11 protein-coding genes and 1 pseudogene are annotated in these 12,818 nt (G+C 68.3%); 10 read left to right on the top strand and 2 right to left on the bottom strand.

Going from position 1 to position 12,818, the window contains the following annotated elements; translation table 11 throughout:
* The first annotated feature begins 10 nt into the window (after window positions 1-10).
* The 3 genes from OHA61_RS39075 (at window position 11) to OHA61_RS39065 (ending at window position 3,264) form a co-directional block, all read left to right on the top strand.
* On the top strand, window positions 11-190 hold the full coding sequence (locus OHA61_RS39075) for a hypothetical protein (RefSeq protein ID WP_406307126.1): 180 nt from the start codon (window positions 11-13) through the stop codon (window positions 188-190).
* Window positions 191-336: 146 nt separating this feature from the next.
* Window positions 337-681, top strand: coding sequence for a hypothetical protein (locus tag OHA61_RS39070; RefSeq protein WP_406307125.1), 345 nt, complete (start codon window positions 337-339; stop codon window positions 679-681).
* 519 nt (window positions 682-1,200) lie between these two features.
* Window positions 1,201-3,264: a hypothetical protein gene (locus OHA61_RS39065; RefSeq protein WP_406307124.1), complete on the top strand. Its 2,064-nt coding sequence runs from the start codon at window positions 1,201-1,203 to the stop codon at window positions 3,262-3,264.
* A gap of 117 nt (window positions 3,265-3,381) precedes the next feature.
* On the opposite strand, the gene OHA61_RS39060 is transcribed toward OHA61_RS39065, so the two are convergent.
* A complete protein-coding gene (locus OHA61_RS39060) occupies window positions 3,382-4,698 on the bottom strand; it encodes an alpha/beta hydrolase (protein WP_406307123.1) in 1,317 nt (438 codons plus the stop codon).
* Window positions 4,699-5,211: 513 nt separating this feature from the next.
* On the opposite strand from OHA61_RS39060, the pseudogene OHA61_RS39055 reads away from it, so the two are divergent.
* The 7 genes and pseudogenes from OHA61_RS39055 to OHA61_RS39025 form a co-directional block, all read left to right on the top strand.
* A pseudogene (locus OHA61_RS39055) lies at window positions 5,212-5,385 on the top strand (Lrp/AsnC family transcriptional regulator); the annotation flags it as partial.
* A gap of 52 nt (window positions 5,386-5,437) precedes the next feature.
* The gene (locus tag OHA61_RS39050) at window positions 5,438-6,085 is read left to right on the top strand and encodes an ABC transporter permease (RefSeq protein WP_406307122.1); all 648 of its coding nucleotides are present in this window, start codon (window positions 5,438-5,440) and stop codon (window positions 6,083-6,085) included.
* Complete coding sequence (locus tag OHA61_RS39045) at window positions 6,078-7,370, top strand: betaine/proline/choline family ABC transporter ATP-binding protein (protein WP_406307121.1); 1,293 nt, start codon at window positions 6,078-6,080, stop codon at window positions 7,368-7,370. Before OHA61_RS39050 ends, OHA61_RS39045 begins: the two co-directional genes overlap by 8 nt.
* 98 nt (window positions 7,371-7,468) lie before the next feature.
* Window positions 7,469-8,236, top strand: coding sequence for an ABC transporter permease (locus OHA61_RS39040; protein ID WP_406307120.1), 768 nt, complete (start codon window positions 7,469-7,471; stop codon window positions 8,234-8,236).
* On the top strand, window positions 8,236-9,225 hold the full coding sequence (locus tag OHA61_RS39035) for a glycine betaine ABC transporter substrate-binding protein (RefSeq protein WP_406307119.1): 990 nt from the start codon (window positions 8,236-8,238) through the stop codon (window positions 9,223-9,225). The genes OHA61_RS39040 and OHA61_RS39035 overlap by 1 nt, the downstream gene beginning before the upstream one ends.
* Window positions 9,226-9,599: 374 nt before the next feature.
* Window positions 9,600-10,031 carry a subtilase-type protease inhibitor gene (locus OHA61_RS39030; RefSeq protein ID WP_406307118.1) on the top strand — a complete coding sequence of 144 codons (432 nt, stop codon included), beginning with the start codon at window positions 9,600-9,602 and terminating at the stop codon, window positions 10,029-10,031.
* Window positions 10,032-10,067: 36 nt separating this feature from the next.
* Window positions 10,068-10,739: a hypothetical protein gene (locus OHA61_RS39025; protein ID WP_406307117.1), complete on the top strand. Its 672-nt coding sequence runs from the start codon at window positions 10,068-10,070 to the stop codon at window positions 10,737-10,739.
* Between the two features lie 565 nt (window positions 10,740-11,304).
* On the opposite strand, the gene OHA61_RS39020 is transcribed toward OHA61_RS39025, so the two are convergent.
* Window positions 11,305-12,510 carry an MFS transporter gene (locus tag OHA61_RS39020; protein ID WP_406307116.1) on the bottom strand — a complete coding sequence of 402 codons (1,206 nt, stop codon included), beginning with the start codon at window positions 12,508-12,510 and terminating at the stop codon, window positions 11,305-11,307.
* Window positions 12,511-12,818: the final 308 nt, after the last annotated feature.

Genomic DNA, 12,818 nt, shown 5'->3' with positions numbered 1-12,818 from the left:
CGAGCAGGTCGTGGCCATTCTCTCCAACTCTGGCGGCAAGGCGGTCCGTGCCCGCGATGTCGCCGAGGCCTTGGGCCGTGACGACACACTCAACGGCAGCAACACCGTCCGCAGCACACTCGACCGCCTCGTCGCCACATCGCGCGCCCAGCGTGCTGGCCGTGGCCATTACCAGGCACCTGCCAGTTGATCCCCGTCCACCCTCCTCGTCACGGTGCCGCGAGGCAGGTAGCGGGCATGCTGAGGCAGTCCGTCGAGTGGATCGCCGCAGGGTAAGTAGCCTGCCGGAACGACTGGGTTCTGACCGGCGGATCATGGCGTCGTAGGCTCCAGGCCATGCACTGCACCCTGACGGAGCACGCCCGGTGTCTCTACGGAGACGAGTACCGACCCACGCCGGAGTGCGGCCTCGAACATCGGGAGCACTACTTCGTCGAGGAGTTGACGTTCGCTGACGCAGATTCCATCCTTGCCATGCTGCGCGAGCTCTGCCCGCACGTGGCTGATGGCCGACTACCGGTATGGCTTCGGAACCTGGCCTATCGGCTGGTGCTCTTGCAGCGGACGGACGAGCCGGCGCTGATGCGAGACGCTGCCGAGAACCTGTGGATGCACGGCCCGGACTGGGACGACATCGCAGCCGACCTGGCGAAGCGGGCCGCCGCCCTCGAGGCGGGCTGATCATCGCCTGAGCCACAGACGGAGCGAGGCCACGGTGACGGTGCCGTGGAAGACGTAGGCGCGCTTGTTATGGCGCGTTGCCGCAGGACCGGTGGGACAAGGGCGAACGGAATAGCGAACGACAGGACACCTGGCGACTACCAGACAAGAGCGTCAGTGGGGGTCAACTCCGGCAAACAGAATGATCATTGCTGGCAGTGGCGTCACGGCTCGGCGCAGGATGCGCGGCAGGGATGTTTGAGGTCCCGACATGATCACCTGGCGGGCGTAGCCGTGCCCCGGGTGGCACATCCTTCACCCTGCCCTCAGGCGTGCGTGCAGGAACGTTGTCGGCGAACCGCGGCGTGCCGTTCCGTTCAGATCTGCTGGCCCCAACTCGGTTACGTACGGCAATCCCCCTCGACAGGGCCGGCACGGTGACGAGAATGGAGAACCACGTCACGCAATGGGGGCAGCGTGTCACCGTATCTTCGGCACGAGGGCAGCCGGACTCGGGGCTGGCTGAGGTATTCGACGGCCGTGGGAATCGGCGCCTGCGCGTTGGCGCTCGCTTCTACCTGGACGTCCGGTCCGCTGGCCACCGGTATCGGCGCGGCCGTCACGGCCGTATACACCCTTGTTGCGGACCATTTGCGGCCGCAGCATGCCGAGCGGAGTGTCGCGGCGCTGTTGAGAACGGCGTCGGGAGGCATTCCCAGGGTCGGCCAGGTGGACCGTCCCGAACTGGCTGGTGTTCATCCTGCAGACGGCCAGCATGCTCATGGCTCGGCAACGCCCTACGTGGAACGCGATGCCGATCCGTTGTTGCGGCAGGCGCTGGAACGGGGTGGCTTCGTGCTCATTGTGGGCGAATCGACTGCCGGGAAGACTCGTCTGGCATATGAGGTTGCTCGGTCCTGTTTCCCCCGGCATGCCTTCGTACGGCCCTTGACCAGGGCAGCGCTCACCCCAGCCATTGAGGTGGCCCAGCGTCGCCGACATGCTGTTCTGTGGTTGGACGATCTTGAGAACTATTTGGGTGCCGACGGGGTGACCGCCTCCATGCTGGCCGGTCTCCTTCAAGGCCGACCCGGCCGTGTCGTGGTGCTGGCTACCATGCGGTCGGAGGAGTACCGGCGCTATGACGCCCGTGAGGAGAGCAGGCTGACAGGATCCGACCGGGACGCCTGGCGGGTCCAGCGGGAAGTGCTGCACCTGGCGGTGAAAATCCGCCTGGCACGCCACTGGTCCACGACAGAGCGGCAGCGTGCTACGGCGCACCGGGGGGATCCGCGGATCAGGCTGGCTCTGGTCAGCTGCGACCGGTTCGGTCTCGCAGAAGTGGTCGCAGCCGGCCCGGAGTTATTGGGTGCGTGGGAGAACGCCTGGGCGCCGGGGGCCAATCCGCGGGGCGCGGCCATCGTGACGGCGGCCGTCGACTGCCGCCGGTCGGGGCTGCGACGCCCAGTGAGCAGACAGTGGCTCCAAGATCTTCACCCGCCCTACCTCGCTGAGCGCGGCGGGCCAGACCTGCAGCCGGAACCTTTTGCCGAGGCGATGGCTTGGGCGTGCAAGGCTGCCTACGCCACCAGCGGGCTCCTGATCGGCAATTACAGCCAGGGCTACACCGCCTTCGACTACCTGCTGAACGTGCCGGGACTGCCTCCAGTGCCGGACCACTTGTGGCAGGCCCTGCTGTCCCGGGTCGAGCCCGCTGATGCCTTTGACATGGGGCTGCTTGCCCATCAGGCGAGTCATCTGTCACGGGCGACTGCGGCTCTCGAACGCGCCCGGGCAGGGGGAGCAGCAGGGGCGGACTTTGTGCTGGCGATAGTGATCGGCGATAGCGGCTGGCCGCGCCGGGCGGTGAGGGATCTTGAGAGCATCGTGCGGCGCAGAAACGCAAGGCTCGGCCTGCGTCACCCCGATACGCTGGCTGCCCGCCATCAGTGGGCGTTCTTCACTGGAGAGACTGGCGATTCGCAGGCGGCCGCTGCCGCATTCAGTGAACTGGTGACTGACGCAATCGCCGCCCTGGGTCCGGAGCACACCGACACACTGGCCGCGCGGCACCAGCAGGCCTACTTCACTGGGGAAGCGGGAGAGACCCAGGCGGCCGTCCGGCAGCTGCAGGCTCTCCTCGACGAACGATTACGGCTGGAGAGACCCGACCACCCGCAAGTTCTTGCTGTCCGGCGCAGCCTTGTCTGGTTCTTCAGCCTGCACGGCGATCTCGCCGAGGCAGAGCGGCAGTTGGGCGAGCTCTTGGCGGATGCCCAGCGTTGTCTGGGGCCGGACGACCCGCACACACTCGCCATACGCAGCACCCAGGCAGCTTTTGCGGCCCGGGCCGGACGGACCGTCGAAGCCACCGTGGCGTTCACTCAGCTGGTGACCGACCGAAGTCGCGTCCTTGGCGCCGACCACCCGCATGCCATCCACAGCCGTCTGCAAAAGGCTCAGGCGCTGGTTGCTGAAGGCCGCAGCGGGCAGGCGCGAGATGAACTCACGCAGATTCTCAACGACGCGCAGCGTGTCCTCGAGCCTGGGCACCGTCACATCGCCCTCACGGGAACCCTGCTCGACCGGCTGCAGCCCCTATGAGGAGCAAGAGCCTCTAGACCTCGAAACAGCGTGACGGCCGTCGACGTCCACCGAATCGAGAGCGCCTGTTCACATCACGGGGCCGTGCGCTAGTGCAGGAGACTCCGGCCTTCGCGGTCAGTCCGAGACAGGTCCTTCCATCACTTCGCTGATGAACTGGATCGGGCCCTCGCCCATGCTGGGGACGTAGGTCCTGGCGTTGTGTCTGCCGCCCTGTATTTCACGGAGACTGGTGTGTATGGGACCCTTCCCGTAGGTGGCGATGAAGCTCTTCACGTCCGGCAGGGTGTGGGTATTACTCTCGGCCGTTCCCACCTGGAAGGCGAGATAGACGTCCGGGCCGCCCTTGGCTATGAGTTCCTTCGCGAGAACTTTGGGGTTGTTCTGTGCCTTCTCCTTCTCATGCCCCTTCCACAGCCGGGAGTCCGGCACGATGTCCGGGCCGGAGGCGATCACTGCCTTGAACTTGTCGGGGTGTTTCAGCACGGCCTTCAGGCCGGCGAAGCCGCCGGTGGAGGAGCCCATGAAGGCCCATCCGTCACGGGACCTGACGGTGCGGAAGTTAGCCTTGATCAGGTTGGGGACGTCCTCGGTCAGCCACGTGCCCATCTTTGGCTGGCCGGGTATGTCGGAGCCGTCCCAATAGAGCCCGCCGTCGTCCGGGCCGGGGTTGAGCACGGGCATGGCCAGGAGGAACGGCTTGCTCTTGCCCTGCTCGGACCATTCGGTGATGCTCTGCTGCAGACCGAGGTCCGTGCCCATCCAGTAGTTGCTCTGGTAGCCCGGACCACCGGGCAGGGCGATCATGACGGGGAAGCCGCTGTTCTCGTACTTCGGGTCGAAATACTGCTTGGGCGCCCATACCCACAGCTTGCCCTTGAAGCCCGACTTCCCGCCCTCAAGGGTGGTGACGGCGACATGGGTGCCGTCGTCCAGGGTCATGGAGTTCTTGAAGTCGGCTTTCGGGCCGGTCGGCATCAGGACCTTGGAGTTCTTGCCCTGCTTCTTTCCACCGGACCGGCCGCTGCCCGTGGGAGTGTCGAAGGAGACGTCCTTGCCCTTGTCCGTAAAGGGCGGGATCTCGTAGTAGGTCATCACCCCGGCACCGATACCGGCGAGCGCGAGCACTGAGGCACCGGCGATGATCCATCGGCGGGCTCGGAACGGACTGCGGCGCCGCTGAGGCGGGCGAGTGGGCTGGTAGTAGCGCTCGTAGGGGCGGGTCTGGTCGTACTCGTCGTACGGCTCGTACTCGTCGTGCGGCCTCCCGTGATGGCGGGGGGCTCCGTACGGGCTCTGCCCGTACGGAGACTGCGGCTGCTGGTGGTGCCCGCCAGATCCCTCGCGCGGGTACCCAGGACGCTGCCCGTCACCCTCGAGTGGTGGATACGACGCCCGGCGCGGCTGGTAGTACCCGTCGGGTTCGTACGACATATCGTGAACTCCGGTTCTTGGAGGCGATGACTCCTTCCGCCGGGAAGATGACAAGACGATCACGGCGGTTCCCGATCGGGTCCCCCCTGTTTGTCAGGCCCTCCCGCTTTCAGGGGTGTGGGTGGGTGAGGTGACGCCTGCCCGCCGCCGGGCCAGTGCATCTGCCGCATCGGCATGACGACGGTCCCCAAAGGCCCCGGCCTCAGCCGCCTTGCTCGCGCCGTTGGTTGTGCTTCCGCGCACAACCCCCAAGACGGCCATGGCAGGTAGTCCGAGCCCAAGGAGCAGCGGCGGCGCCTGCCCCAGCACCCTGGCCCGCTCCGAACCGTCCCCCACCTTCGGCGTCGCCGCCCCTTCCAATTCACTGAACTGCGGACAGAGCCCAACTGCCCCACCACCGGGGAGAATCGTGTCGGATGCCCGGGTGGGTCAGCGGTTGGCGAGCAATACGAGTGTGCTGAGCCGGTGATGCAGCTCCCGTCGGTCGCGCCCAAGTACTCCTCGCCGCTGGGGGGGGGTGGTGACATGCTGTGCCGTTTGGTGGCACGCTCGAATGCCGACTTGCAGCGCATGATCGGCCGGATGGTGGTATTCGATGGCATCGTGCGGGCCTCGACGGCGATCATGATGGACAATCCGGCGCCGCTCCGGATCACTCCACTGGTGCGCCAGGCGTCGCAGCAGGCGCCGTATGGACCGCTGACCGCTGGAGGACCGGCCTTGAGGGAGGGACCGAGAAGTGAGCTTCTGGGAGTACCTGGGCACCCGCTACCAGCAGCTGCTGGTGGACGCCTATCAGCACGCCAGCGCCGTCTTCCAGTGCATGGTCGTCGCCACGGTGCTCGGGCTCTTGATCGGCGTCCTCACCTACCGCACCGAGTGGGCGGGAAACCTCGCGATCACCACGACCGCAAGCATCCTCACCGTCCCCTCCCTGGCTCTCCTCGGCCTGCTCGTCCCGGTCGTCGGCCTCGGCGTCGCGCCGACCGTCATCGCGCTGACGCTGTACGGACTGCTGCCCGTGGTCCGTAACGCGGTCGTCGGGTTGCGCGGAGTCGACCCGGCCCTCGTCGAGGCCGCCAAGGGCATGGGGATGTCACGGTTCGCCCAGCTGCTCAGGGTCGAACTGCCCCTCGCCTGGCCGCCGATCCTCACCGGTGTCCGGGTGTCGACCCAGATGCTGATGGGCATCGCGGCGATCGCGGCCTTCGCATCGGGACCCGGGCTCGGCAACCAGATCTTCCGCGGGATCTCCAGCCTGGGCAGTGCGAACGCGCTCAACGAAGTACTGTCGGGGACGCTCGGAATCGTCGTCCTGGCCCTGCTGTTCGACGCCGGGTACGTGCTGATCGGACGGCTCACCATCTCACGGGGGATCCGTGGCTGACTCTGCCGAAATCGTCGAACCGACCTCCCCGACGTCCGGCGCCGCAGGCCCCGGCGGAAACGCCCGCTCCGCCGGGCCCGACCGGCCGGCCGCCGGCGCGAGTATCCGGCTGGACAACCTCACCAAGCGCTATCCGGACAGCCAAGCCCCAGCCGTGGAGGACGTGACCCTGGACGTCGCGGCAGGCGAAACCGTGATCCTCGTGGGGCCCTCGGGCTGCGGCAAGAGCACCACCCTCAAGATGATCAACCGGCTGATCGAGCCGACCTCGGGGCGGATCACCATCGGCGGCGAGGACGTCACCGGCATCAACCCTGTGGCACTCCGCCGCACCATCGGCTACGCCATCCAGGCCACGGGCCTCTTCCCGCACATGACCGTCGCCGAGAACATCGCGCTCGTACCGAAGATGGCCGGCTGGCCCCGCGCGAAGGTGCGGGACCGGGTCGAGGAGATGCTCGAACTGGTCGGGCTGGATCCCGGGGAGTTCCGCGGCCGCTATCCGCGCCGGCTCTCCGGCGGCCAGCAGCAGCGGGTCGGGGTGGCGCGGGCGCTGGCGGCCGACCCGCCCGTGCTGCTGATGGACGAGCCTTTCGGGGCGGTCGACCCCATCACCCGCGAGCGCCTGCAGGACCAGCTCATCCGGCTGCAGCGCGAGTTACGCAAGACGATCGTCTTCGTCACGCACGACTTCGACGAGGCCATCAAGGTCGGCGACCGGATCGCGGTGCTGCGCGACCGGTCGCAGATCGCCCAGTTCGACACTCCGGAAGCGATCCTGGCCAGTCCGGCGGACGACTTCGTCGCCGGCTTCGTGGGCGCGGGAGCCGGGGTGAAGCGGCTGCACCTCAAGCGCGTACGGGAGGTGGAGCTCGCCGACGTCCCGACCGCCACCGTCGACGACCCGCTCGAGACCGCCCTGCACCTGCTGGACGCGGGCTCCGCCTCCGCCGACCACCTGCTGCTACTGGACCGAGAGCGGCGCCCGCGCTCCTGGCTGCGACGCGAGGACCTGACGCGCGCCCGGAGTGCGCAACCCGCCGGAGAGCCGCTGCCGTTGTCGGCGGGCACTCCCGTACGGAGGCGGATCGGGGTGGACATGACGCTGCGGGACGCGCTGGAGGCGCTGCTGGCCGACGGTGCGGGCCGCGTCGCGGTCACGGGACAGGACGGCGCGTACGCCGGCGTGGTGGACATGTCGACACTGCTGAACGCAATGCACGGGGCGCCGGGCGAGCGGGGAGCCGAGGAGGCTCGGCCGACCGGCCGGGGGGAGCCCGCGTGAGCCGGAGCGAGGTCGGTGTCGGCGCCGGTGGTGGAGCCGCTACCGAGGCCGGTTACGGGTCCCCGGGGCCGGCTCCAGGGCCAGGGCATGACGAGCCCGTGACCCAGCTCGCCGCACTGGACCGGGTCCCGCCCCGTATCACCTGGCAGAAGCTGGTGACGCTGCCGGCCTTCGTCGCGGTCGTCCTCGGCGCCACCGCGCTGTATCTCCGCACCACCGAGCTGGACTCGATCGCCAGGAACGCCCTCGCAGACGGCGCCGTGCGCACCGCACTCCTCCAGCAGACCGAACTCGTCGCGATCTCCACCTTCTTCGTGCTCATCATCGCGATCCCGCTGGGCATCGCGCTGACGCGCCGGGTCCTGCGCCGGGCCGCACCGCTGTTCGTCGCGGCGGCCAACATCGGCCAGGCGACCCCGGCCCTGGGCCTGCTGGCGCTGCTGGTGATCTGGCTCGGCATCGGCCAACGAGCCGCCCTGGTCGGCATCGTGGCATTCGCGGTGCTGCCGGTGCTGAGCAACACCGTGGCCGGCCTGAGGGCCACCGACCCGGCACTCGTGGAGGCGGCGCGCGGCATCGGGATGTCGCCGCTGCTGGTGCTGTTCCGGGTCGAACTGCCCCTGGCCGTACCGCTGATCCTGGCGGGCGTTCGCACCGCGCTCGTGCTGAACGTCGGCACCGCGACGCTGGCCACCTTCGGCGGCGGAGGAGGACTCGGGGACCTGATCTCCTCCGGCATCACCAACCAGCGCATGCCGGTGCTGGTGCTCGGCTCCGTACTGACGGTCGCCATGGCGCTGATCGTGGACTGGGTGGGGATGCTCGTCGAGTTGCTGCTGCGCCCACGCGGCCTGGAGGTGGACTGATGCGCCTGACCCGGGTACGGACGGCCGTCGCGGGCGCGGGCGCCCTGCTGCTCGCCGCCGCAGGGCTGAGCGGCTGCGGACTGACCAGCGGCAGCCCGCTGGCCGACCCGGTGCAGCCCGGCTCCATCGGAAAGGGACGACCGCTGAAGGGCGCCCAACTGACCGTGACCTCCAAGGAGTTCACCGAGCAGATCATCCTGGGCCAGATCATGGGGCTGGCCTTCAAAGCGGCCGGCGCGGAAGTCCTGGACCGGACGAACATCCAGGGCTCGATCGGTGCCCGCGAGGCGGTCAAGTCCGGTGCGGCGGACGGGATGTACGAGTACACGGGCACTGCCTGGATCACCTACCTCGGTCACACCAAGCCGGTCGTTGACCCGTACGAGCAGTGGGAGGCCGTACGCGACGAGGACCGCCGCACCGGCATCACCTGGCTGCCCGCCGCCCCGCTCAACAACACCTACGCGCTGGTTGCGAACCGGGCAAATGCGCAGAAGTACCGGCTGCGCACCCTCTCCGACGTGGCACGTCTGACGAAGAAGGACCCGGGCGCGGCGACGATCTGCGGCGGAAGCGAGTTCTCGGTGCGCGAGGACGGCCTGCCGGGCGTCGCGAAGACGTACGGATTCGCCCTCCGGCGCGGGAACTTCAAAAAGATGGACGACGGCGTCGTCTACACCCAGGTCGCCAAGGGCGCGGCCTGCACCCTCGGCGTGGCGGCCACCACCGACGGCCGCATTCCGGAACTCGAGCTGAAGGTGCTGGAGGACGACCGGCACTTCTTCCCCAACTACAACGCGGCCCCCGAGATGAACAGCGCCACGATGAGGAAGTACCCCGCCATCGCCGACGTCCTCGCCCCGATCACCAAGCGGCTGACGGGAGCGGAGGCCCAGCGGCTGAACGCGCGGGTGGACGTGGACGGGGAGGACCCGCACGAGGTGGCGAAGGACTGGCTGGTGCGGGAGGGCTTCATCCGGGAGGGCTGACAGATAGTTCGCTGGGCTCCGGTGAACTTCCTTTCTGCAGGGCCGGTTGGTTCAACGGCGCGACAAGCGCATTGCAGTGAAGCCCGCTTCAACCTTCCGATGTTCAATGACCCTCGCCGGTATTGACGGGGAGCGGACCTTTCCGGCCGAATGCGATCCGGGGTGATTCGGCCGTCGCGCCCGGCACGGACGCACGCGGGGCGACGGTCGCCAGGGAAGTTCCCTTTCCGCGCCGTTGCGTCCTGGCCACTGATTGAACGCGCATGATATCTGAAACGCACGGGGTGCGCGTGCCGTTGCTGCGAGCGCTAGGCAAACTCGAGAACGCCGATCGGTACCCGCACAATTCAGCACAGCCAGGAAGGATGCGCACCATGCGGAAGACCTCTCGATGGACTGCGGCCGGCGTTCTCGTCGCAGGAGCGATGCTGGGATCGACGGCCGGCACCGCGCACGCCGAGCCCTCCTCGCTCTACGCGCCCTCGGCGCTGGTCCTGACCACGGCACACGGACAGAGCGCCGCCACCGCGACTCCGGAGCGCGCGGTGACCCTCACCTGTACGCCCGACGCGACGGGCACGCACCCGGCCGCCGAAGACGCCTGCGCCGCCCTCACCCAGGTGAACGGCGACTTCAGCAGCCTGGCGGAGATCAGCCGTGGCCAGCCCCACTTCTGCACCAAGGAGTACGCCCCCGTCACCGTCACCGCGCAGGGGGTATGGGGCGGCAAGCGCGTGACCTACGAGCACACCTTCGCCAATGAGTGCATCAAGAATGCCGAAGGATCGGACGTCTTCGAATTCTGAGGGCATCCGGGTGCAGCGGCTCAAGGGTACCGACCGGTGGTTTCGGCCACCATCGGTGCCCTTGCCGAAGGCATTCTGGTGTATTCCTATGCGTCCGGGTACGTGACCGATAGCGGAAAGTGGGAGCAGGCTGTGCAGCGTTTATGGGCAGTGAGTGCGGCGCTGGTGCTCGCGGGAGCGGGTCTGACAGGCACGGCGGTGCCGTCGGGGGCCGCGATGCCGGGCATGGGGGCGACGGCATCCGCCTCCGCATGCTCGACCGCGTGGGGAAGCGGCGTGAAGTCGACCGCTGAGGCCGGTGCGGTGCCACTGAGGAACGTGACGGTGAGCCGAGGCGCGTGCTTCGACCGCACGGAATTCCAAGTCACGGGCGCATCGGCCAAGGTGGGCCATCACGTCGGCTACGTCGAGACGTTCCGTCAGGACGGCTCGGGTGACCCGATACCCGTACGCGGGGGCGCCATCCTGCAGATCTTCGTATCCGCTCCCAGCTACGACCCGGTGACGCTTCAGCCGACATATGCCGGCAGGGCCGGCAAGCCGTTGCCCGGCGTGAACGTGGCCGGGTACAAGACGTTCCGCGACACCAGGTTCGGGGCCAGCTTCGAAGGACAGACGCAGGTGGGACTCGGCGTCAGGGCACGGCTGCCATTCCGGGTCCTCCAGACCCGCGGCAAACTGATCGTCGACGTCGCCCACACATGGTGACCCGCTCATCGGTGCGGGATGTCCAGTCAACGAACACAGCCTGAAGCGTTGCCATTTGCCTGACCGCTTTGCACCAGGGACCGGATCGGACCCCTCCACGGTGGCTGGAGGAATTCCGCCCGCAGGTTGCATCCACCGTGTCTCGGACCCGGCACGACGAGGCGGAGCGCGAATCGGGGGCGCTCGAAGCACCGATAGCCCCGCCTGCGGAGCGCAATCCGTGGCGCTGCGCTACCGCGGTGCGGTCCCGGCTCGGACATGCTGCGTTGCCTGTTGGACTGCGCGCCGGTTGCTCCGGAGGGTCGGCGGCACCGTTCGTCGTAACCCGCCTCACGCTGTGTGCTGCGTTCACCCGACCTTGGCCTGGCACCGGCGCGGGTCGCTACCCGCCCGTTACTCCTTGACGGCTCCCGCGTTGGCGCCTTGTACGAAGTGGCGCTGGAAGCAGAAGAACAGCGCCGCCACCGGCAGCGTCGACAGCAGGGCCGCGGCGAGTTTCAGCGGGTACTGGGTGCCGCCGCCCAGGCCGCCCGATACGAGCCGTGCGAGGCCGGTAAAGTCCGGGCTAGGCGGCCCTCCGGACCAACACGAGCGCCGTCACCAGATACGGCACCGCGAACACAGCGAAGGCGATCCCGTGCGCGTACGACGCACCGACTGAGGCGTACGCGGCGAACACCCCAACCGTGGCCAGCTCGGTCCCCATGCTCGCGACAGAGGTCAGAGTCGCCCGGCAAGTCCCCTCGATCCGGTCCTGGAGCCGCGCGTCAGCAAGGACGTTGACCAACTGAAAGCCACCGAAGGCGACCGCGACAAGACCGATGCCGGCCGGAGTGCCCATCAGCGAACCCACGGCCAGGGCGAACGCCGAGCCCGCAAGCACCACTCCGAGCCCCGCCGTGCTCAGCCGCTCCCCCGCCCCGGTCAGCAGGCTGCCGATCGCGGGGCCCACCCAGATCACCAGCAGCAGATACGGAATCGTCTGCTGGGCCACGCCGGTGTCCCGAACCAGCAGCGGCGTGTACTCGTCGAGCGCACCCCAGACCGCACCGACGGCCGGAACGAGCAGCAGCGCCCCGCGTAGGGACCGGTCCCGGCGTGCCTCGACGAGCCCGGCCCGCAGGGTGGTGAGGGCAGAGAGCTGGTCATCACCGTGAGACACCGCTTTCCGATGCTCAGGGAACCGGGTCGCCACCACCGAGGCCAGCACACAGACCAGCACGCTCGCCGCGCCCACGGCCGGGTAGCCGCCGAAGTCGAGCACCGGACCGGCCAGTCCCATCGCCGCCATCACGGCGACCATCCCGACCGCCTGGGCCCGGCCGATGACACGCGCGTACCGGCCGGCCGCCCCCAACCGATCGAGCTCGTCGTACACCAGTGCTTCCAGCGCACCGGAGCCGAGCGCGCCGCGCACCCCCCAGAGCACAAAGCCGAGCGCGAAGGTCCAGTACGACGGCACGATCACCCACAGGGCGAAGCCGCCGGCGGTGAGCAGCGGGCCCAGCCACAGCAGCAGCCGCCGGGAGACGGCGTCGGCCCAGGCGCCAGAGGGGACTTCCAGCAGGGTCCCGGTAATCGACCACAGGGCGAACAGTGAGGAGATCTGCCAGATCGACAGACCGGTGTCGCTGAACAGCAGCGCGTACACCGGGTAGAGCAGGATGAAGTCGTCGAGGAACGCGTAGCCGTAGAGTGTGGCCGTCAGCCGCCGGACACCGGTGCTTCCGATGTTGTCGGCGCCGGGCGCACACGCAGGTGAGAGAGTCATGAGGCCTTCCCGCAGGGGCGATTCGGACGTCGGAGGTACGGCGTCCGAGGCGGCCCTCGGGAGGCACGGCTGGTGGATCAATGTCGCCAGGTCATGGCACCGATGGTAGGTGGCCGGTGCCGTGCGGCCCAGCGAATATCGAGACCCCTGTGGAAACGACGGCCCTGCGGGAAACGGTGCCCTTGTAAATGGGGGATCACTCCTCGCCGGCCGTGCCGAGCACGAAGTGGTGATCACCGCCGCGTGGTCGGACAGCCAGTCGTTGTCCTCGACGTCCGGCCAGGGACGCGGGGTCCCGCTGAGGTACG

Source organism: Streptomyces sp. NBC_00885, assembly GCF_045207475.1.
Classification (GTDB): Bacteria; Actinomycetota; Actinomycetes; order Streptomycetales; family Streptomycetaceae; genus Streptomyces.
Note: the sequence above shows the minus strand (reverse complement) of the source record. Positions and strands in the feature narration are given on the sequence as shown.

What these genes read in the sequence shown, in the direction of transcription:
- OHA61_RS39070 (WP_406307125.1), top strand. Translation starts at nt 337, where the DNA reads ATGCACTGCACCCTGACGGAGCACGCCCGGTGTCTCTACGGAGACGAG.
- OHA61_RS39060 (WP_406307123.1), bottom strand. Translation starts at nt 4,698, where the DNA reads ATGTCGTACGAACCCGACGGGTACTACCAGCCGCGCCGGGCGTCGTAT.
- OHA61_RS39035 (WP_406307119.1), top strand. Translation starts at nt 8,236, where the DNA reads ATGCGCCTGACCCGGGTACGGACGGCCGTCGCGGGCGCGGGCGCCCTG.
- OHA61_RS39030 (WP_406307118.1), top strand. Translation starts at nt 9,600, where the DNA reads ATGCGGAAGACCTCTCGATGGACTGCGGCCGGCGTTCTCGTCGCAGGA.
- OHA61_RS39020 (WP_406307116.1), bottom strand. Translation starts at nt 12,510, where the DNA reads ATGACTCTCTCACCTGCGTGTGCGCCCGGCGCCGACAACATCGGAAGC.